Source organism: Chryseobacterium sp. C3 (assembly GCF_014218905.1).
GTDB classification, from domain to species: Bacteria; Bacteroidota; Bacteroidia; order Flavobacteriales; family Weeksellaceae; genus Chryseobacterium; species Chryseobacterium mucoviscidosis.
The window spans coordinates 686,046-707,569 of record NZ_JACLCU010000002.1; the positions used below are offsets into that span (position 1 = coordinate 686,046).

Below are 21,524 nucleotides of genomic sequence, written 5' to 3' on the forward strand. Positions count from 1 at the left end.
TGTAAATTTTAAAATTGATAATGTACCGGGCTATCCAAAAGCTTCGGATTTTTAGCCACATCATTTGCAGGATAAGGCAGGGTGAAGCTGCTGGAAGAAGGTGTAAAATATTCGGCAGTAAACATATTTCCACGGTTTTGAGCAGACATAATCGCAATGGCTTTACTGCGGTCAATCCTTCCGAGATCAAACCAGTAATCGCCTTCGAAAGCAAGCTCTCTTCTTCGTTCTTTAAACAAATCATCAAAAGTGAAAGAAGTAACATTCGACAGACCGGCTCTGTTTCTTACAGCATTGTAAACCTTTAAGGCATTGCCGTCTGAAGTAGAACTTCCACCTGCTAAAATCGCTTCGGCATCAATCAGCAGAAGCTCTGCAAATCTCATAATGTAGGTATTGTTGTTCATCATTGCCCAACTGTCTACAGGACCTGTGGAATTTCCATTTACAATTCCGATGCAATATTTTTTAATGGCTGCACCTGCACCCTGACCTCCGATCTGGTCTGCTGGCGGAACAGTGAAACCAGTCTGAAAATTCTGTCCGTTTTTAACTTTTATATCCGTATACGTATATCCGGGAAACATGATGGTATTGGCTTTTCTTATATCATTCGTATCATATAACGTTAAAATATCCTGAGAAGGCGCAAAAACACCGCCGTAAGACGCATTGGAGGTAGAATACGTTCCGTTGCTGATCCCAAATTGTGTGTTGCAGTTATTGGCAGATCCATAATTAATATCGCCTTTCCACTGCAATGCGAATATAGATTCTTCATTGTTGTTATTAGGATAAGTGAACAGATCCCCAAAAGATTTACTGGTAATAGAATATTGCGATGTTCCTCCTAATAATTTAAATTCTCCGCTGTTAATCACCTCTTCAGCAAGTTGTCTTGCCATGGTATAATTTTTATTGTACAAATATACTTTTGCAAGAAAAGCTTTCGCAGAACCTTTAGAAACCTTCGCATTCGAAGAATAGTCTCCGCCTCTTATTTTGGCAGGCAATAATTCTATCGCTTTAGAATAATCTCTGCGAATCAGCTCGTAAACATCGTCTGTGAAATTGGTATTTACTTTAGGATTAGCTGCAACAGCTTCATTATCAATAATTATAGGAACAGGTCCCCATAATCTTACTAAATAAAAGTAAGCTGTGGCGCGGATAAAATAAGCTTCTCCTAAAGCCTGATTAATAACCGCCTGAGAAACTCCTGCACCGGCTCTTTTCTGTAAATTATTGATGAGATTATTAGCCTGTGCTACATTCGCCCACAACGACTGCCATCCATTGAACATTTCCGCATCGGAAGAGTTTATGGAAAAATTACGCATGGCGTTCACATCCGAAGAATTGGTATACATATTTCCGGAACCTACTTCCGAAATGGCGTAGAAAAACTTATTATTAAACTGAAACCATGTTTTGTAGTACATTCCGTCTGTTGCTCCCTGTACCTGTTCGTTGTTCTGATAATAATTCTCCAGACTGATGGAGTCCTCGGAAGGACGGTCTGTAAATTCTCTGCTGCAAGAAGACAGAAGGCCAAGCCCCAAAAATGAAACGGCTAAACCTGTATGTTTAAAATATTGTAAAGCTTTCATAAATAATTAATTAAAAATCTAAATTAACTCCAAAATTAAATGTTCGGGGAGAAGGATATCTTCCGTTGTCAACTCCTGTCAGTAAGACATTTTGGTTGAAAGATCCTATTTCAGGATCGTATCCGCTGTATTTTGTAATCGTAAACAGGTTCTGTGCGCTTACGTAGATTCTGAATCTTGTAAGTTTAAGCTGAGAAGCAAAAGTAGGGGAAACGGTGTATCCTAAAGTTACATTCTGTATTCTCAGGTAATCTCCTTTTTCCACAAAACGGTCAGAAATAAGAAGATTCGTACTGTTATTGTCTGCAACCGGTCTTGGCAAACTTGCATTTGGATTATCTGGTGTCCAGTAATCAAGCGCACCCACCAGTTGATTTTGATATAACTGGGAATTCATTGTACCGTTTCTTTTCGTAAGATTCAAAATGTCATTACCTACAGAACCCTGTACAAAAACAGAAAGATCCACATTTTTATATCTGAAAGTATTGGTAAATCCGAATGTAAAATCCGGGTGCGGATTTCCGATGATCGTCATATCAGACTCATTGATTTTACCATCTCCATTTACATCCACGTAACGAACGTCTCCCAGTTTCGGTGCAGTTCCGAATTGAGTCGGTGCATTATTAAGCTGGTCTGCCGTACGATAAAGGTCATTGGTTTTATATCCCCAGAAAACGCCTACCGGTTCGCCGATTAAAGTATTGGTTGCCACCATTGGCAGATAACCGTTCAGGTTTACCTGAGTATTAATATCCGACAAACCGTCCGCAAGACTCAATAATTTGTTTCTGTATCTGGAAACAACAAGATTTGATGTCCAGTTGAATTTTTCCCCTTTTGTTTCGTAAGAAATATTAAGATCAATACCTCTGTTCACCATAGAGCCGATGTTCGAGTACATGGCATCAATACCTCCGTAATAATTTGCTCCTCCGGTTACGTAACTAGGAAGTGGCGCCTGAAAAAGGAAATCTTTCGATTTTTTATTATACCAGTCTAAGGCTATATTAAGTCTCTTCAGTAAAGTAAGATCTACCCCGATGTTCGTCTGCTGCATAGATTCCCACTTCAGGTTTTTATTAGAAAGATTACCTACAAGGTTGTAAATAGTAAGCAGGGAAGTATATCTGTTATTCGGAATATTCTGGTTTCCTGTTTCTCCGTAACCACCACGGAATCTGATGTTACTGATGATGTTTGAAGGAATCCATTCCATGAATTTTTCTTTTGTTACTCTCCAAGAAGCTGAAACTGCCGGAAAATATCCCAACTGTTTTTTGCCGTTATCCGCTTCAGGATCAAACTTCGAAGAACGGTCTGCTCTTATGGAAGCAGTAAGGCTGTATCTTCCGTCGAAATCATAAATAATTCTTCCGAAAAGTGAAGAAAGAGAATTGCTTCCTTTGAATGAAGTTGTTGTAACATCGTCCGCAAGATTTAATCCGTAAACATCGTTCGATTTAAACCCCTGTCCTATGGAGCTGAAACCTTTATAATGTACATCCTGTGCTTCCTGACCCGCAAGTATCGTAAATTTATTCTTCCCTAAAGAAAAATCGTACGTTAATAAATTTTTAAAGTTTACAGAATACCAGTCCTGATTTCTCACATACAAATCTGCGATCAGATTAAATTGAGAACCTCTGTCGTAAGAAGGATGAAATTCTGTGTTCTCAGAAAACTCCGTATTCGCAGATAGTTCCATTCTGTATTTCAGTCCTTTCGTAATTTTAGCTTCAGCATAAAGGTTTCCAAGGAAATTTTTACGGATTAATTTATTAGTATTGGTAAGAGCTTCGGCAACAGGATTGAAATAATTAACATTTTGTCCAGCAGGAGGAGAAGCGTAGCTTCCGTCGAAATTATAAATTGGCATATCCGGAGCCTGTAAAAGCGTATTGGAGATAAGCCCGTTATAACTTTGGTTTACCGTAAAGTTTTCATTACTTACCCCGCCTGTAATATTCGTACCCACTTTCAGCCAGTTATTTACCTGAGAATCTACATTCGTACGGAACGTATATCTTTTGAGTCCGGTATTGATAATATTACCTTCCTGGTTAAGATAGTTCGCGGAAATATAAAATGTGGTATTATCTTTACCGCCGGAAAACGAAAGCTGATGGCTTTGAGAAAAAGCAGTCTTGTAAATTGCTTTTTGCCAGTTTGTCCCGTTACCCAGCAATTCAGGATGGGCAAACTCAGGTCTTGGCTGAAGATTAAACAGATCAGACAATTGATTCTGATATCTTGCGTACTGCTGAAGATTCATCACATCCAGATATTTATAAATACTGGAAACCGATGTATACCCTTCATAACTTATCTTTCCCGCTCCTTTTTTGCCCGATTTCGTAGTAATGATAATAACACCGTTTGCTCCTCTCGAACCATAGATTGCCGTTGCAGAAGCATCTTTAAGTACATCTATTGATTCTATATCATTAGGGTTAAGAAAGGTAAGCGGAGAAACTGCGGCGTTTCCCGAACCTCCCGTAGCAGAAGTATCGTTACCTGCAATCGGTCTTCCCGTAGTAGAACTGTTGGTTGCATCTCCGGAAATGGGGACCCCATCAATAATATACAATGGTTCGTTACTGGAACTGATGGAAGTCGTTCCGCGCACTCGTACAGAAGCAGCCGCTCCCGGCTGTCCGTTACCGTTCGTTACGGAAACTCCCGCAACTTTTCCCTGAAGCATCTGGTCTACGGAAACCTGCTTCAGATCCTGAATATCTTTAGATTTAATAGAAGATACGGCAGAGTTTATATCCGTTTTTTTCTGAGCGCCATAACCTATCATTACAACTTCATCAATTTTTGTCTCTTTTAGAGTATCGCTCTTTGTTTTTTGAGCATGCACCCAACTTACAGGAAGAAAGGCTAATGCAAAAAATAAGGCGGCTTTATTCTGTAGAACCGGGCTTAGTAAGGGGGTGTTTATTTTTCTCATAATTGCTACGGAAAAGAAATTAATGTTTAGTTTCAATTAACATTTTGTTCACATTGATGACAAAGCTAAATTTTGAAGCTAATTGCGATTAATGTTATTTTGTCATAATTCAGTATTATTTTACCTGTTGTTATACTAAATGCCCTGTTTTATTATTTTAATTAATTGATTTTCAGTTTTTTATTTTGTTTTTAATAGGCGTCATGTTATGGTTGTTTATAGTCATATTTAGGTGTTTTTTCTACATTATCTGAGAAATAAATTAGAATTATATGTCTAAAATAGTCTTTTTCGTAATTAAGATTTAATAAAATATTAACAGAAAACATCACCAACCTCTTAAAAAAAGAACAAATCAATCATTTTATCGAATTATTGAACTCTTTTAATACCGTTAAACTGATTTTTAAATTCCGAAGGTGTACATTTTTTTATAGATTTAAAAATTTTATTGAAATTGGCAATATTATTAAAGCCCGACTCAAAGGCAACTTCAGATACCGTTAGTTTTTTTTCAATCAGCCATCTTGCGGCGTAGCCCACTCTTACTTCGTTCAGGTAGTTGATGAATGTTTTTCCTGTTCTCTTTTTTATAAATCTGTTGAAGGTTACAATACTCATATTAGAAATAGCAGCAACTTCCTCGAGGGTTATTTTCTTGTCGAAATTTTTATGCACATAATCGTAGATAAGCTTCATGCTGTCGTCATCGGTAAAGGTTTCCAGTTCTATACTGTAAGATGAGAGAATGGTTGTATTCTCTGCGATAGCAAGTTCATGCAGGATGTGCATCATTTCCATAAAAGCTTCAAAACCTTTTAGTTTAGATAAATTCAGAAAATTATCTTTTAACTTTTCGGCGGTTTCTGTAGAAAAAAGAATTCCCCGGATAGAATTTTTAATAAGATCGTCAATTGGTTTCATAATTCGTCTTTTCATTAAAGATTCATCAAAGAAATCCTGATTAAACTGTACCGTTATTTCATGAATTTTTTTCGATTTGCACCTGTAATTATCCCAGTAATGAGGAAGGTAGGGACCAATCATCACCAGTTCGATATGATCTATTTCTCCAATATGATCGCCTACTATTCTTTTATTGCCTTTTCCCTTAAGAATAAAATTGATCTCAATTTCCGGGTGATAATGGAGAGGAAAATCGAATGTATTTTTTATGCGGTCGAACACCAAAAAGGTTTCATCGGGTGAAATAGTAGCTATTTCTCTAAGAATTTCGGAATGTTTGCTCATTTTGTATCTTTTGTATGAGTGTTGATTTTCAGTTTTTTACCGTTTATTTGCGTAATTTATATGTAAAAATGACAAAATAATATTACATCCCGCCAAGATACATAAATAAATTTGGCATTAAGCAAATGTTAACAGACTGATGCATTTTCTTTACTATGAAATTACAATACAAAATATCATTGATCTTACTTTTTTGCGTGTTGGGGAAACTGAATGCCCAAAAATTCGTCACCGTAAAAGAAGGTCATTTCATCCTTAAAAAAAAGGAATATTATTTTGTAGGAACCAACTTTTGGTATGCTTCTTATCTTGGGCTGGAAAAAAATGAAGAAAAGGGTATCGGTAGATTAAAGAAAGAACTGGATTTTTTAAAATCTCAAAATATTGAAAATATTCGTGTTCTTGCCGCAGTGGAAGGTTCCGGAAAATTAAACGGAGCAAATAGAGTAGAGCCCGCATATCAATATGAAGCCGGAAAATTTGATGAAGACAAATTAAAAGGACTCGACATTCTTATGGATGAAGCCGGAAAAAGAAACATGAAAGTAATCCTTTTTCTTTCCAATAACTGGGAATGGAGCGGCGGATGGCTGCAATATTTACTTTGGAACAATAAAATTGATCAGCAAAAAACAGCAGAAAAATTGAACTGGGATGATCAGAGAGACTTTACCGCAAAGTTTTATAGCTGCGAAGAATGTAAAAATCAGTATTTTGAACAGGTCAAAAAAATTGTTACAAGAAGAAACTCTGTGAATGGAAAAAGATATACTAAAGATAAAACACTAATGGCTTGGGAAATTGCCAATGAACCACGCCCGATGAGACCCGCAGCTAACGGAGAGTATAAAAAATTTATTACAGAAAGTGCTTCGTTCATTAAAACGCTGGATAAAAATCATCTGGTAACTACCGGAAGTGAAGGAGTACAGGGAACGGAAGATATGGATCTGTATAAAGAAAACCATGCAGATAAAAACATAGATTATCTCACCATTCATATTTGGCCGAAAAACTGGGGCTGGTTTGCAAATGAGACCATGGAAAAAGATTTCGAAGAAGTGAACCATAAAACCTCAGACTATATAAAATATCATCTCAAAATTGCAGACGAACTCCGCAAACCGCTGGTTCTTGAAGAATTCGGATTTCCGAGAGACGGGCATTCTTTCAATATCAGCAGCAGTACAAACTTAAGAGACAAATACTACGAAAGTGTTCTGAAATTGTGGAATGAGAACAGAAATCTGAAAGGAAGTTTTGCCGGATGCTCTTTCTGGGCGTTCAACGGAATTGCAAAACCAATTCCCGGGCAGACTTTCTGGAAAAAAGGCGATGATTACATGGGAGATCCACCGATGGAAGAACAGGGACTGAATGGAGTTTTCATCTCAGATCAATCCACATGGAACATCATAAGAAAATACAATACTAATCCGTAAAAGATAATTAAAATAGCAGGATAAATTTCCTCTACAATTAAATAAATGAATTCCTTAAAAAATTTTATTATAGTTTCTAACGTATTCTGTGCCGGTCTTTTTGCGGCGCAGGATACTTCTTCACTGTCAAACAAGAATGCCACACCGGAAACCCAAAACCTGTACAAAAATCTTTGGCAGCTTATGGATAAAGGAGTGATGTTCGGACATCAGGATGATTTGGGGTATGGAGTAAACTGGAGAATGCAGGATGGAAGAAGCGATGTAAAAGAAACAGCAGGAGATTATCCCGCAGTTTTCGGATGGGACGTTATGAATATAGAATCCGGCGGAAAAGGCCCCATTGATATTTTCAGTTTTGCCCAGATGAAAAAGATGATGGAGGATGTCTACAACATGGGCGGAATAAATACCGTAAGTTGGCACGCCAATAATCCGTTAACCGGAAAAACAGCCTGGGATAATACAAAAGGAGGCGTAAAAGCCATTTTACCCGGAGGCGAAAAACATCAGATGTTTCTCAACTGGCTGGATCTGATCTCAGATTATCTGGCTTCTGTAAAGGGGAAAGATAAAAAACAGGTTCCTATACTTTGGAGACCTTATCATGAACTTACAGGAAGTTGGTTCTGGTGGGGGAAAAATAACTGTACCTCTGAAGAATTCAAACAGCTTTGGAAAATGACCTACGATTATCTTACCAAAACAAAAGGAAGAAATAATCTTATCTGGATCTACAATACTTCAGACTTTAATACCAAAGAAGAATTTCTGGAATTTTATCCCGGCGATGAATATGTGGATATGATTAGTTTTGATATCTATGAGCTTGATAATCCGGTACACAATACAGGTTTTGTAGAACGTTCTCAAAAGCAGTTTGCCATTATGGACGAAATTGCGAAAGAACATCATAAAATTCCGGCTCTTGCTGAAACAGGATATGAGCAGATTCCGTACAATCGTTTCTGGACAAAAACTTTAACGGAAGCCATCGGAAACTACAAAATTTCTTACGTTCTGGCATGGAGAAATCACGGATTGACGGAAGAGAAAAAAATGCACTATTATGTACCTTACAAAGGACATCCGAATGAACAGGATTTCAGAGATTTTTACAATCTCGGCAACACATTGTTCCTGAAAGATATACAGAAAACAAATGTGTATAAATAATAAACGATACCCATCGTAAATTATTTTAAAATCAATTGTAAAATTTAATCATTAAAAGAAAATTAATGAATAACGAAAAGATAAATATAAAAGAAAAAGTGGCTTACGGATTTGGAGATGCTGCATCTTCTATGTTCTGGAAAATCTTCAGCATGTATCTGCTTTTTTTCTATACCGATGTGTTTGGTCTTGCGGCAGCGGCGGTAGGAACCATGTTTCTGGTAACCAAAGTATGGGATTCCTTTTTCGATCCTTTTGTGGGAATTTATTCAGACAGGATCGATACAAAATGGGGAAAATTCCGTCCTTTTTTATTATGGGTTGCCATTCCTTTTGCCATTATCGGTGTATTAACCTTTTATACCCCAGATTTTGCACACAACGGAAAATTGATCTATGCATACATCACATATTCCTTAATGATGATGGTGTATTCACTCATCAACGTCCCTTATGCATCATTACTTGGCGTGATGTCTTCAGACGGTAAAGAAAGAACTACACTGGCTTCCTACAGAATGGTTTTTGCTTTCGCAGGCAGTCTTATTGCGCTTTGGATGATAGAACCTCTGGTAAAATACTTTGGAGACGGAACTTTAACTTCTTCGAAAGGCTGGTTTTATACCATTGTTGTATTCGGAGTAATGACGACGCTGTTGTTTTGGGGATGTTTTGCAGGAACCAAAGAACGTATTAAACCTATAAAAAAAGACCAGTCTACCTTAAAAGAAGATCTTAATGATCTTTGGAAAAATAAACCATGGTGGATTCTTTTGGGAGCCGGAGTTGCCACATTGCTTTTCAATACCATTCGAGACGGCGGAGCAATTTACTATTTCAAATATTTTCTGGAAAAAACAGATCATGAAACATTTTCCATTTTCGGTATGGGAACAGGGATGTCCTATCTTACCATTTATCTGGTTTTAGGACAGGCTGCCAACATTGTGGGAGTGGTTTTGGCGACCCCTTTAGCCAATAAATTCGGAAAGAAAAAAACATTCTTTGCCGCAATGTTATCAGCAGCAGTTCTCAGTATCCTGTTTTATTTCCTTACGAAAGATAACATCACGATGATTTTACTGCTTCAATTTTTCATAAGCATTTGTGCAGGATGCATTTTCCCTCTTTTATGGTCGATGTATGCCGATACCGCAGACTACTCGGAATGGAAACAGGGAAGAAGAGCAACAGGACTTGTATTCTCGGCATCATCAATGTCCCAGAAATTGGGTTGGGCATTCGGTGGAGCAGCAACAGGATGGCTTTTGGCTTACTTTGGGTTTCAGGCAAATGTTGTACAGACAGAAAATGCACAGACCGGAATCAGATTGATGCTGAGCATTCTTCCGGCGGCAGGAGCCATCATTTCTATGCTTTTCATTTTTGTGTATCCTTTAACGGAAGAAAAACTTTCATCAATTACAGAAGAACTGGAGCAGAGAAGAAAAGAAAACTAAATACATACAAATCATATAAAAACATCTGAAACCAGATGAAATATAATTTCTATTACAAACAAAATATAAAATAATATAGCAAGATGAGTGATTTATTCAATACAAGATTTAATGAAGTGTCAGAAGAATTTGAAAAGCTGGTTACTCAAAAAAATTCTCCGGAAAATCATGCCGGAAACGGAATTTTTACAAGATATAAAAATCCTGTCGTTACAGCGGCTCATACTCCGTTAGAATGGCGTTTTGATATGGATGCCGAAAGAAATCCATTTTTTATGGAACGTTTCGGGATCAATGCCGCTTTTAACGCCGGTGCAATGAAGTGGAACGATAAATATATTCTTTCTGTAAGAGTAGAAGGCTACAATAGAAAATCTTTCTTTGCAATTGCAGAATCTCCGAATGGTATTGATAATTTCCGTTTCTGGGAAAAACCCGTTGTGATTCCTCAGATTGAAGGAAATCCCGATACAAACGTTTACGATATGCGTTTAATCCATCATGAAGACGGATATATCTACGGAATTTTCTGTACAGAAAGAAAAGATCCCAACGCACCGAAAGGAGATACTTCTATGGCAATTGCAAATGCGGGTATTGTAAGAACAAAAAATTTAGTAGACTGGGAAAGGCTTCCGGATTTAATTTCCAATACAGGACAGCAGAGAAATGTGGTATTGCACCCTGAATTTGTAAACGGAAAATATGCTCTTTACACACGTCCCCAAGACGGATTTATAGATGTTGGAGCAGGAGGAGGAATCGGGCTTGGCTATGTTTCAGATATGACGAATCCTGTGGTGGAAAATGAAGAAATCATCTACGGAAAAACCTATCATACAGTTTACGAGCTGAAAAACGGTTTGGGGCCGGCTCCTATTAAAACAGATAAAGGCTGGCTGCATCTTGCTCATGGAGTACGCAACACGGCTGCCGGATTGCGCTATGTTTTATATCTGTTTATGACGGATCTAAACGATCTTGGAAAAGTAATCTATAAACCTGCCGGATATTTTATGGCTCCTGAAAATGAGGAGAGAGTAGGAGATGTTTCCAACGTGTTGTTTTCCAACGGATGGATTGCCGATGAAGATGGTAAAGTTTTCATCTATTATGCATCTTCAGACACCAGAATGCACGTAGCGGTTTCTTCAGTGGAACAGTTGACAGATTACTGCATGAACACGGCAGAAGACAGACTTATCTCATCAGAATCGGTAAAAACAATTATTGAGATCGTAGATAATAATCTGGTTTCCAAATAACAGATCATCAGTACTGTAAAAAAATCTCAACAATAAAGATAATAAGATTTAATCTCAAAATGCAGACAGAGTTTTTATTGAATACAATGCAAAGTGAGCTCCATAATATTCTGAATTATTGGAGAAAGAATACAATTGACGAAAAAAACGGAGGTTTTATAGGTGAGATTGATTTTAACGAACAAAAAAATGCTGCTGCGGAAAAAGGTTCCGTAATGTACGGAAGAATTCTCTGGACTTTTTCTGCAGCATTTTCTGTTACTCAGAATCCCGAAGATCTCAATATGGCAAAAAGAGCTTTTGAAGAGATTAAAACCAAATTTTACAATCCGGAGCAAAAAGGAATTTATTGGAGTATTAATGCAGATGGAACAGTAAAAGATTCCAAAAATCAGATCTATGCCATTTCATTTGTTATCTATGGTCTTAGTGAATTTTATAAAGTTTCAAATGATAAAGAGGCACTGGATCTGGCAATAACGCTCTATCACAGCATTCAGAATCATTCTTTTGATAAAGTGAATAAAGGCTACTTCGAAGCCTACACCCAAGACTGGAAAGAAATTGAAGATATGCGTCTCAGCGAAAAAGATGCTAACGAAAAAAAGACCATGAATACGCATCTTCATATCGTAGAAGCATTTGCCAACCTTTATCTCGTATGGAAAGATGAAGATTTGAAGCAGAATATTATTCAGTTGCTGGAAACGATAGACCAATATTTCATCAATAAAGAATCATGGCATCTCAGGCTGTTTTTTGATGAAAATTGGAACGAAAAGAAAGATGTGATTTCCTATGGACACGATATCGAAGCGGCATGGCTGCTGCAATGGTGTGCAGAAGCTGCAGAAGACGAAAACCTGATCGCGCTGTACAGAAACTATGCAGTGAAAATGGCGGATGCAACATTTGAAGGACTGGATGAAGACGGAGGATTATGGTATGAATATGAGCCGGAATCCGATTATCTTATTTCAGAAAAACACTGGTGGCCACAGGCGGAATTGTGGATTGGTTTTCTGAATGCTTATCAGCTAACCCAGAACAAAAAATACCTTGATGCTTTTAGAAAAAATGTGGAATTCACAGAAAGATACATCATTGATAAAAAAAACGGAGAATGGATCTGGGGAATCAACGAAAAGTATCTTCCCATAGAAAAAGATAAAGCAGGATTCTGGAAATGTCCCTATCATAACGGAAGAGCCTGTTTAGAAATCATTAAAAGAGTAAAGTAATATATTTTTAAAACAATAAAATGAATACAAAAATTATTTCTCAGAAATTTAAAATTTTAGGGATGATCGCTTTTGGAGTTTTTGCCAATGCGCAATCCCTCTATCTTACATCGGCTTTACCGGTAAACGTTACTGTAGGAAGTTCTCCTTCCTTTACCTTAAACTACACGTCTGCCACACCGTGTAAAATTATAGTATCCCTGATAAAATCCCAGTCAGACGGAGTAACTCCGGATTGGAATACTTGGCAGACAGGAACTATTTTAGATAATCTTCCTGCTACTTCTTCTCCTGTTTCAAAGACGATTACAGTTACAGTTCCTGCAAACCAGACAATAAGCACAGATTTACCTTCAGGAATCAATTATCTTTGGGCGCTTACCCTTCAGGATTCTTCCGGAGGATGGATCGCAGGAAGCCAGCCGCAAACCAATATTATATCATCCAATACCGTTATAGATAATGTAAGCTTCAACGGAGCACTTCCGGCCTCTGTATCGGCTGGTTCCACACAAAGCATACCTTACAAATATACTGCAACTACAGACCGTATCGTGAAGGTAGGACTTTCAAAGTACAGCTCTTCCGGAAATTGGATCAGTGATGTTGTATCAGTAATTATTAATCCTGCATCGGCTACAACAACAATACCTGTTTCAGGAGTTGCAAATCTTGCTATACCTGCGGGAACAACATCTACCGCTAATCTTTCAAACGGAGAATATTACGGTTGGGAAGCCACAATGGCTACTACATCATGGAGCTATATGAACGGAACCAACACGAATGTAGTTGTAACAAGTGCCAATACAACATTATCTGTTTCTGATTCTGAAGCGGCTAAAAACCCAATTAAAATCTATCCTAATCCTGTAAAGAATACCCTGTATTTCAGTAATCCTGAAAAAATAAAATCTGTGAAAATTAATGATCTTACAGGAAAAGAAATTTTCAGAAGTACGAAAGATCTGGATAAAGGAGTTGATTTTTCAGAATTTGCCAAAGGAACCTATATTATTACCTTAAACGGAACAGATTCTCAGAAAATCATTAAAGAGTAAGATATAAACCTTAGAAGAAGAATGCCTGAAATAAAGAGAATAATTTAAAATATCCGAAGCTGTTTGATATAATTTTATTACCTAAAATAAATCGATCTGTTTTTAAAATATTGATAAACTTTTAACTCCGAAGTTAAATGAAGATTTAATTTAAAAACGTCTTTTTAGCGTAGAAAATTAAGTTGATTTTGTCTTAATTAATTTTCTGCATATTTAAATAATTCAAAAAATATCTCAGATAAATTATTCTTTTTTTAACAGGTAATGACAGGAAGGAAAAAACTCAGGAAGTAATAAAAAGAAACATTCAAATCACAATAATATTAACTTTCAAAAACATTTTAAAATGAAAATTCAAAGTAAATTTTTTCTGATATCTTTCTTCGTAGGAATTCTTTCCTGTCAGTCTTCAGAAAACGATCCCGTTGAGAATAGCACCTCTCAGCCTTCAGAATCCATAAATAAACTCGTGAATAATACCTCAGATGCAAGTGCTACCCAAAAGACCCAGTTGTTATTTTATAATTTAAAAAATAATGCCGGAACCAAAATTCTCGTAGGTCATCAGGATGCGTTTTACACCTATTATCAGGATAATACTTCCATGTCTGACGTAAAAAAAGCTACAGGATCCGATCCTGCACTTATCGGTTTGGATCTCATGTTCATTACCGACAAAAATTATCAGGCAAATGCTTCCAATTGGTATTATCAGCAGGAGCAGAAAATTGTGGCAGCAGCAAAAGAAGCCTACCAGAAAGGGATGGCGGTAACATTTTGCTGGCATTTGAGAGAACCTTACAACGAAACTACTTTCTACACCTCGGAAATGACGGCTTCTCAAAAGCAGAACGCTTTTAAAAGTATTCTTCCCGGTGGAGCCAACCACAACTGGTATCTTACCAAACTCCAGAAAGTGGCTTCTGTATTTAAAAATCTTAAAGGAAGCGGCGGCGAAGAAATTCCTGTGATCTTCAGGCCTTTTCATGAATTCGACGGAGACTGGTTCTGGTGGGGAGCAGCTTACTGCACGGCAGACGAATATAAACAGCTTTGGCAGTTTACTGTAAACTATCTCAGAAACACCATGAATGTTCATAATGTACTGTATGCTTTTGCACCGGATGCTTCCTACACAACTTCTGCAGCCTACCTTTCGAGATATCCGGGAGACCAGTACGTAGATGTTTTAGGAATGGACAATTATTATGATTTTACAGCACAGACAACAGCAGGAGCAAATACCGCCAACAGTAAACTAAAAGTAATATCTGATCTTGCCATCCAGAAAAATAAAATTGCGGCATTAACCGAAACCGGATACTCCAGCCAGAACAGTACAGCCAGAACGTCTACCCACTTTACGACACTGGTGCATCCTGCCATTACATCCAATAACGTGAAAATTTCATATGTTTGCTTCTGGAGTAATGCGGGAAATACATATTACGTTCCCACTCCGGCAACACCTTATGCCACAGATTTTAAAAACTTTACCCTTAAACCGCAGATGGCTCTTCAGACAACCATAGCCGGAATTTTATATAATTAACAGAAAAAAGAATCTGAATGAAAAAAAATATTTTAAGCATTTTTATTTTAGCTTCATTAGCACTTAGCGGTCAGAAAAACCTCATCAGCAACGGAGGTTTTGAAATGGATGCCCAAAGCTGGAACAATGAAAGTGCGATTACAATTAATCCGTACACCAAACATACAGGAAGTAAAGGAGGCGGAATTACAGAATATACCGCTCCGCAGTGGAAAGGAATCGATCAGACCTTCAGTATTCCTAAAAATACAGCGGCGATCGAAGTTTCTGCATGGCTGAAAGCAGACGGCGTGGAAAAAGGAAAAAGCGACTGGAACAAAGCAGTGGTAATTGCCGAAATTAACGGTAAAGGAGAAAATATTGCCGCTTTGGAAGGAACAACTCCATGGAAGGAATATAAAAAAGTAATTCCGCTAAATAAAGACCGTTCCGGAAGACTTATGATTGCTTTATCCGAATGTACAGGAAGTTTCTATTTTGATGATATTAAAATTACACCGCTTACACAGGAAGATCTTAATAAAATTCAGGAGCAGGAAACCAAAAAATATGAAGTGAAAGTGATTACCGATTCTACTCCGCTGGAAATTGTAACCCTCAGTAATACGGACTTTGAAAACGGACTCGAAAACTGGAGGGGAACCGCTGAAACCACCTCCGAAGAAAAAGTAAAAGGACAGAAAAGCTTAAAGCTGTCTTCTTCAAATCCTGTCTGGTTCGGAATAGATCAGATTGCAGATATCCCCGATGGAAGCAAAACACTGGATATTTCTGCATTTGCAAAAACAAAAGACCTGAAACCCGGAAAAAACGACTGGAATAAAGGAGTAATGATCGTAGAATTCACCAAAGACGGAACTGCAAAAACAGGAGACGATCAGCCTGTATTTTTTGTTTCGGACGCCAAAGACTGGCAAAAGTTTTCAAAAACCCTTGCTGTTCCCGCAGGTTCTAGAAAATACAGAATTATGCTGGCTCTTTCGGAAGCTACAGGAACTATGTATGTAGACGATATTCAGGTAAAATTCAACAAATAAAAATTTAAAATTAAATAAACATTAGTATGGAACATGACGTAAGACCTTGGGGAGAATATTGGGTACTGGATGACTCAGAAACTCATAAAGTAAAAAGAATACAGGTGAATCCCGGTGGAAGACTATCTTTGCAGTATCATCATAAAAGAGCAGAAGTCTGGACAATTGTTTCAGGAGTCGGAACCATTACCATTGATGAAGACATCAGAGATTACACAGTAGGGCAGGTTGCACAGATTCCTCTTGGAGCACACCACAGAATAGAAAATAAAACTTCCGAGCCCGTTGTTTTTGTTGAAGTTCAGTACGGAACCTACTTTGGGGAAGACGATATTGTAAGAATCGAAGACGATTACAACAGAGCATAAGACCAAAACGACCACAAATAATTATCGAACACATGCTTCAATACTTATAAAGGTCAATAAAATGTAATCACAAAAGAAAAGAAACATCTTGCTGTTTTTAAATTAATTACAGCAGCCTAAAAGATGATTTCACTGTTTAATCCGGATAGATTTTTTGCTTCAGGATCTTAATATTTCTTTTGTGATTACCTATACATTTCAAAACAGCTTTAAACACAGGATGATTAAAAATTAATTTTTATCATTAATCTTTATTTACATTTCTTTACTATGAAAATTTTTCCTACAAAATTTTTCTCGTTAGCTTTTCTTTCGGCTTTGTCTTTTGCAAATGCCCAGTTCAGACTATCTGACGAGAAAGCCACACAGGAAACACAGAATCTCTATCAAAATCTGGCAAAAGCACAGAAAAAAGGCTATTTCATAGGACATCAGGACGATTTGGCGTATGGTGTTTACTGGAAATACCAACAGGGAAGAAGTGATGTTAAAGAAGTGGTAAAAGATCATCCCGCTGTGTACGGCTGGGAACTTGGAGATCTGGAGCTGGGAAAAGCAGAGAATCTTGATGGTGTACCATTCGGTAAAATGAAAGAATTCATAAAAGAAGGCTATCGCCGTGGCGGAATTATTACCATAAGTTGGCACTCCAACAATCCCATTACAGGCGGCAATGCATGGGATTTTTCCAATACCTCCATAAAAAGTATTCTGAAAGTCGGAGATAAACATTCCGTTTTTCTATCTTATCTTGATAAAGTTGCCGATTTTTTAGCGGATTTAAAAGACGATAAAGGAACCCCGATTCCTATTCTGTGGAGACCCTTTCATGAACACACCGGAACATGGTTCTGGTGGGGCGTAAAATCTGCTTCAGACGAAGAATATAAAGAGCTGTACAGATTTTCTTTAGATTATTTGAAAAATGAAAAAAAACTGCATAATCTTATCTCTGTTTACAATACCAGCGTAGAATATACCACCTCCGAAGAATTCCTGAAACGTTATCCGGGAGACACCTATGTAGATATGATGTCTTTTGACGCTTATCAGAGAGGTTCTGTAGATGAGGGAAAAAAGTTTGCAGAAAAACTGGATATTCTTATTTCAGCAATGAATCAGGCAGCAGAAAAACATAATAAAATTTCAGCCATCGGCGAAATAGGATATAACCAGATTCCGGATTCTGAGTGGTTTACGAAAGTGCTGAAACCTGTTTTTGATAAACACACATTTTCATACGTCCTGTTCTGGAGAAATGCAGGTTTCAAACCGGGAAATAATGAAGTAGAATATTATCTGCCTTTCAAAGGACATCCTTCGGAAAAAGATTTTTTAAAATTCTATAAAGATAAAAAAACACTATTTGAAAAAGAAGCAGGAAAAATGAATCTGTACAAATAATAATGCATAATCCATTAGTAAGATAACAATTAAACAGGACTATTTGCAGTTTAAATGATTTTAACAAACAATTTACCAGTGTCTTATGTTGGATAAATTTGAAATTATTTGAACACAAATAACAATAAAAAAGGTAAAATGAAATCTTCACGCATTACACTTCTATTCATTTTAATTTCCATATTTACATTTGCAGGAAATCCTGTAAAAGAAATCGGAAATCTTCAGCTTGTGGGAACCCAGCTTTCCGATGCAAAAGGCAAACCCGTGAGGTTAGTGGGAACCAGTTTCGGCTGGAGCAATTTTCATCCCCGATTTTATACCCCGAAAACCGTAAAGTGGCTGAAAGACGACTGGAACGTAAACGTTGTCCGTGCTTCCATGGGAATTGATCCTGAAGGTGCTTATCTGCAAAATCCTAAGGAAAATCTCAAAAGTATAGAAACGGTAATTGATGCTGCCATTAAAGAAGGCATCTATGTAATTATCGATTGGCATGCTCATAAAATTCATACAAAAGAAGCGAAAGAATTCTTTAATACAATATCCAAAAAATACGGCAAATACCCGAACGTGATCTATGAAGTTTTCAACGAGCCTGAAAAACAATCCTGGGAAGAAGTTAAAAGTTACGCAGAAGAAATTGTAAAGACCATCAGAAAAAATGATGCCGACAATATTATTCTCGTAGGCTGTCCGGAATGGGATCAAAGAATAGATCTGGTTCAGAAAAATCCCTTAAAAGACAAAAAAAATATCATGTACACCGTGCATTTCTATGCAGGAACTCATGGAAAATGGCTGCGCGACAGAACCGATGAAGCCATAAAATCGGGCATTCCGGTTTTCATTTCAGAATCTGCCGGAATGGAAGCTACCGGAGACGGAAAATTTAATTATCCTGAATGGCAGAGCTATTTTAGCTGGATGAATAAAAATAAGCTGAGCTGGATTACATGGTCGGTTTCCGACAAAAAAGAAACCTGCTCCATGCTTCTTCCTACCGCTTCTTCCGAAGGAAACTGGAAATTATCCGATCTTAACGAATCCGGAATAAGAACAAGAGAATATCTTAAACAGTTTGACGGCAGAGGAAACTATCTTCAGAAATTTTACTGGCACGGAAGAGTGCTTCAGTCTTCTTTTAACGAAGGTAAACTTATTGGTCCCGGATCTTATACCGAATTTCAGTTTACCGGAAATTCTGTAAGTTTCGGATTGAAAAATATCCCTTTCCAAGGCTATTACAACTATGTTTCCATTGAACTGGACGGTAAATATATCGGTAGATTTAAAATAGACAATAACGAGATTAAAAAATTTACTTACAATGTTTCAGGCAAAAATCTGAAAGTACACACCATCAAAATCGTAAAGGCAACGGAAGCAGCAATGGGAGAAGTCTATTTTGACGGCAGCGGAATCGATGCTGTCTCTTTTCAGCCGAAACCTGGAAAAAAAATTGAATTCATAGGAGATTCTATTACCTGCGGATTCGGAAATGATGAAAGTGGGCTCCCATGCGGAAAAGGACAGTGGTTTGATCAGCATAATGCGTATTTTGCTTATGGTCCTGTAGCAGCCAGAACTTTGGGAGCAGATTATCTTTTAAGTTCTGTTTCAGGATATGGGATGTATAGAAACTGGAACACAGAGAAATCGGAAGAAAATATTCTGCCCGATGTTTATCCTTATCTTTATCTGAGAACTTCCGAGCCGGAACTTTTCGGCAACGATTATCAGCCTGATCTGGTAAGTATATGTCTGGGAACAAATGACTTGTCGAATGGCGATGGTAAAAAAGAACGTCTGCCGTTCAATAAAGAAAAATTCATCGGAAATTATGTGGAATTCGTTCAGAATATTTACAAAAAATATCCGGACACCAGAGTTGTTTTATTAAACAGTCCGATGGTTTCAGGCGAGAATAATAAACTTCTCGTAGAATGTTTAAATGCCGTGAAAAATTCTTTCAGGAATGATAAAAAACATCAGCCAATCGAAATATTTGAATTTAAGCCAATGACTCCGAAAGGATGCGGATATCATCCAGGTAAAGAAGACGACCAGATAATGGCAAACCAGTTAATTCCTTTTTTACAGAAATACTTACCTTAATTAAGCTTTAATCTATCTCACATGAAATCTATCATAAGTCTTTTCTCTTTATTTTTAACAAACTTGCTTTTTGCCAACATTAATCTTCCGGCAATTTTTACAGACAATATGGTGTTGCAGCGTAATGCAGAAATCGTTATTTGGGGAAATGCCAATCCAAAAGAAGAAATCACTTTGAAAGCAGATTTTCTCGATAAAGAATACAAAACCGTGACAGGCAATGATGCTGTTTTCAAATTCACCATACCCACAGGAAAAGAAGGCGGACCTTACACCATTACCCTGAAAGGCTACAACGAAGTAAAGCTTAAAAACGTAATGCTGGGTGAAGTATGGCTGATTTCCGGACAATCTAATATGGAATATACACCGGCTTGGGGAATGAAAGATGCCGATGCAGAAACTGCCAAAGCCAATTTTCCGGACATAAGATTTTTTACCCTTCCGAAACTCTCATCACCCTATCCACAGAATAATTTCTTTGGAAGCTGGGTTTCCTGCAATCCCGAGACCATGAAAAACTTCAGTGCAATAGGCTATTTCTTTGCCCAAAAAATACAGGAAAACCTCAACGGTGTTCCGGTAGGAATTATTTCTTCCGCATGGGGAGGAAGTGCAGCAGAATTATGGGCTCCGGAACAGGTATTCCGCCAAAATCCCCGGTTAGCAGACAATTATAAAAAGCTGGGAAGTTCAGAATATTATCCTACGCAGATGAGCGGAGCGTACAATGCAATGATTTTCCCTCTGAATCCGTATAAAATAAAAGGCGCACTCTGGTATCAGGGTGAAACCAATACAGGAAATGCCGAAGGATATACAGACCTGCTTTCTTCCATGATACAATCCTGGAGACAGGCAAGAGGAGAAGAATTTCCTTTTTACATCATTCAGATTGCCAAATATACAGGTTGGGGCGATACTACCGTTAAAATTCAGAATTCCCAGAGAATAGTTTCAGAAACCGTTAAAAATTCAGGTCTTGTCATTACCTCAGATCTCGACAGAACAGACGACATTCATCCGAAAAATAAAAAGCCGGTCGGGATTAGAATGGCAAACCTTATTCTGAAAAATGTATACGGCAAAAATAATGGTCTTGTAGAAAGTCCTAAACTTAAAAACGTAGAATATAAAGGAAATAAAGCTATTCTGTCTTTTGATTTTGCAGACGGATTGCATTTTAAAGATAAAGAATCAACACTTTTTGAAATTGCAGGAACAGATGGAAAATTTTCTCCGGCAGCCGCAGTGATAAAAGGGAATACCATTATTTTAGAATCCAAAGAAGTGAAAAGCCCTGTTCATGTAAGATATGACTGGAGCAACACCGCGGTTCCAGATTTATTTAATAAGTCTGAATTACCCGCTTCCAGTTTTTCAACCGAGAAATAAACCGAAAAATTCATAGAGTCAGAACTTTAACTGAAAAATTTTAAAAACACCAGATATTTCTTTTATATTGATTGAATTTTAAAAACGGACATTCATAAATTGTGATTATTAATTTTTTACCGTTAAAAAATATTTGAGTTTTTATCTCAGGATCTTACGTTAAAATTAAAAATCATAGTCAACAA

The 21,524-nt window shown here is 37.3% G+C and carries 15 protein-coding genes; 12 read left to right on the top strand and 3 right to left on the bottom strand.

Going from position 1 to position 21,524, the window contains the following annotated elements:
* Positions 1 to 8: 8 nt before the first annotated feature.
* The 3 genes from H6W53_RS06900 to H6W53_RS06910 form a co-directional block, all read right to left on the bottom strand.
* Positions 9 to 1,610, bottom strand: a complete 1,602-nt coding sequence (locus H6W53_RS06900) for a RagB/SusD family nutrient uptake outer membrane protein (RefSeq protein WP_185205467.1) — start codon at positions 1,608 to 1,610, stop codon at positions 9 to 11.
* Between the two features lie 10 nt (positions 1,611 to 1,620).
* Positions 1,621 to 4,569 carry a SusC/RagA family TonB-linked outer membrane protein gene (locus tag H6W53_RS06905; protein WP_185205469.1) on the bottom strand — a complete coding sequence of 983 codons (2,949 nt, stop codon included), beginning with the start codon at positions 4,567 to 4,569 and terminating at the stop codon, positions 1,621 to 1,623.
* A 372-nt stretch (positions 4,570 to 4,941) separates the two neighbouring features.
* A complete protein-coding gene (locus H6W53_RS06910) occupies positions 4,942 to 5,820 on the bottom strand; it encodes a helix-turn-helix domain-containing protein (RefSeq protein WP_185205471.1) in 879 nt (292 codons plus the stop codon).
* Positions 5,821 to 5,975: 155 nt separating this feature from the next.
* On the opposite strand from H6W53_RS06910, the gene H6W53_RS06915 reads away from it, so the two are divergent.
* The 12 genes from H6W53_RS06915 (at position 5,976) to H6W53_RS06970 (ending at position 21,339) form a co-directional block, all read left to right on the top strand.
* Positions 5,976 to 7,262, top strand: a complete 1,287-nt coding sequence (locus tag H6W53_RS06915; protein WP_185205473.1) for a glycoside hydrolase 5 family protein — start codon at positions 5,976 to 5,978, stop codon at positions 7,260 to 7,262.
* 45 nt (positions 7,263 to 7,307) lie between these two features.
* Positions 7,308 to 8,438: a glycoside hydrolase family 26 protein gene (locus H6W53_RS06920; protein WP_185205475.1), complete on the top strand. Its 1,131-nt coding sequence runs from the start codon at positions 7,308 to 7,310 to the stop codon at positions 8,436 to 8,438.
* 65 nt (positions 8,439 to 8,503) lie between these two features.
* Positions 8,504 to 9,898: an MFS transporter gene (locus tag H6W53_RS06925; protein WP_185205477.1), complete on the top strand. Its 1,395-nt coding sequence runs from the start codon at positions 8,504 to 8,506 to the stop codon at positions 9,896 to 9,898.
* Between the two features lie 83 nt (positions 9,899 to 9,981).
* The gene (locus tag H6W53_RS06930; RefSeq protein ID WP_185205480.1) at positions 9,982 to 11,163 is read left to right on the top strand and encodes a glycosidase; all 1,182 of its coding nucleotides are present in this window, start codon (positions 9,982 to 9,984) and stop codon (positions 11,161 to 11,163) included.
* Between the two features lie 59 nt (positions 11,164 to 11,222).
* Positions 11,223 to 12,404 carry an AGE family epimerase/isomerase gene (locus H6W53_RS06935; RefSeq protein WP_185205483.1) on the top strand — a complete coding sequence of 394 codons (1,182 nt, stop codon included), beginning with the start codon at positions 11,223 to 11,225 and terminating at the stop codon, positions 12,402 to 12,404.
* Positions 12,405 to 12,424: 20 nt separating this feature from the next.
* Positions 12,425 to 13,465, top strand: coding sequence for a T9SS type A sorting domain-containing protein (locus tag H6W53_RS06940; RefSeq protein WP_185205485.1), 1,041 nt, complete (start codon positions 12,425 to 12,427; stop codon positions 13,463 to 13,465).
* A gap of 346 nt (positions 13,466 to 13,811) precedes the next feature.
* The gene (locus H6W53_RS06945) at positions 13,812 to 15,017 is read left to right on the top strand and encodes a glycoside hydrolase family 26 protein (protein ID WP_185205487.1); all 1,206 of its coding nucleotides are present in this window, start codon (positions 13,812 to 13,814) and stop codon (positions 15,015 to 15,017) included.
* Between the two features lie 17 nt (positions 15,018 to 15,034).
* Positions 15,035 to 16,054 (top strand): hypothetical protein, encoded by a 1,020-nt coding sequence (locus H6W53_RS06950; RefSeq protein ID WP_185205489.1) that lies wholly within the window; start codon positions 15,035 to 15,037, stop codon positions 16,052 to 16,054.
* Positions 16,055 to 16,080: 26 nt separating this feature from the next.
* Positions 16,081 to 16,422, top strand: coding sequence for a phosphomannose isomerase type II C-terminal cupin domain (locus H6W53_RS06955; RefSeq protein WP_087706196.1), 342 nt, complete (start codon positions 16,081 to 16,083; stop codon positions 16,420 to 16,422).
* A gap of 270 nt (positions 16,423 to 16,692) precedes the next feature.
* On the top strand, positions 16,693 to 17,826 hold the full coding sequence (locus H6W53_RS06960) for a glycoside hydrolase family 26 protein (RefSeq protein ID WP_185205491.1): 1,134 nt from the start codon (positions 16,693 to 16,695) through the stop codon (positions 17,824 to 17,826).
* Between the two features lie 138 nt (positions 17,827 to 17,964).
* Positions 17,965 to 19,944: a cellulase family glycosylhydrolase gene (locus H6W53_RS06965; RefSeq protein WP_185205493.1), complete on the top strand. Its 1,980-nt coding sequence runs from the start codon at positions 17,965 to 17,967 to the stop codon at positions 19,942 to 19,944.
* A gap of 21 nt (positions 19,945 to 19,965) precedes the next feature.
* On the top strand, positions 19,966 to 21,339 hold the full coding sequence (locus tag H6W53_RS06970) for a sialate O-acetylesterase (RefSeq protein ID WP_185205496.1): 1,374 nt from the start codon (positions 19,966 to 19,968) through the stop codon (positions 21,337 to 21,339).
* The last annotated feature ends 185 nt before the right edge of the window (positions 21,340 to 21,524 follow it).